Raw genomic sequence first — 1,127 nt, 5'->3', positions numbered from 1 at the left:
ATGGCGTTCACCTCCTTAAAAAGGAAGATAAACACCCGGGGAAGTGGTACACTTTTCATTACCATTTTTGGTACAGTTTTATATTACCAGTGACAGCAATAGAAGATTGGCATTACTGGGTGGGGAGAGGATACCAGTTGTGCTGATTTCCGGACAAAAAGTGGAATTAAAGACAGCCAGAGGATTTTTCCACTTGATTCTGTTATTCCTGAAAAAAATTAAAAAATGAAATCAAATCACGAAGGACTTATCGGCGTGTAATTGTCCATTCATTCGTTTATTAAAATTGTAAGCTTATTTCTTTAATTTCAATTCACCAAGTGTGTGATCGTATGATTGTTGATGCGTTTTTTGAACATAAAATTTATGTATTTTGTCGTGCGAATCTTTCGAGAGGAGTATTAAATTTTCTTCGATTTTTTCTTCGCAATGATCTTGCTGTTGGATTGGTGGATCGGGTAGTGGCTTTTTAAAGGAAGCGGGTTTGATAAAGTATTCTTCAGCAAGCTTTAATTTATCAATGGTTGCAGTAAGTTGAACTGTGTTTATGTCGAGATCAAGTTCTTTAATCCGTTCAGGTAGGTCTTTGGAGGTTAAACTCTTAACTATTTTGGCTATGCTTTTGTTAGATAGTTTCAAATTACCCCGTACACAACAGGAGATAGTGTCTTTATTGATCCTTGCTATTTTAGCAAGATCAACTTGTTGAAGTTCAGAAATATCCAATAATTCTAATAGCTTTTGTCTTCGAAATTCAAATTCCTCACTTTTATATTCTCGTTTTTCCACTGCTGGATTCCTGCTCAGTTTATCTTGTTTTACGCATCATCTATTTCACAACGTTCGGTACTCACAAGAGATCTGTTTCGCCTACTCGAAAAGGTGCACTGCTGGATGGAGTTCCCTTATCATTTAAGCATAAGAAAGAAGTGTGGTTCAAACAGAATCTCATAAGTTCGAAAAGTAAATCATTAACCATGAGGCAAGACGGTGGGAAACAAGTGGCTACCTTTTAAAAACTGAAGATCTTGGACGGAATGTGTCAATGAAAATGAGACACCTTTGTTGGTAATTTAGACTACCTTCTTTGTGTTGATACGAGTAGCATGTTGGCCATAACAGTCAAG

General features: G+C 36.5%; 1 protein-coding gene. It reads right to left on the bottom strand.

The genetic code is table 11. From position 1 onward, the window contains the following. Positions 1-294: 294 nt before the first annotated feature. On the bottom strand, positions 295-789 hold the full coding sequence (locus BLQ17_RS22100) for a hypothetical protein (protein ID WP_092226450.1): 495 nt from the start codon (positions 787-789) through the stop codon (positions 295-297). Between the last annotated feature and the right edge of the window lie 338 nt (positions 790-1,127).

The organism is Desulforhopalus singaporensis, from assembly GCF_900104445.1.
Taxonomy (GTDB): Bacteria; Desulfobacterota; Desulfobulbia; order Desulfobulbales; family Desulfocapsaceae; genus Desulforhopalus_A; species Desulforhopalus_A singaporensis.
This window is presented reverse-complemented; position numbering and strand designations above follow the sequence as displayed.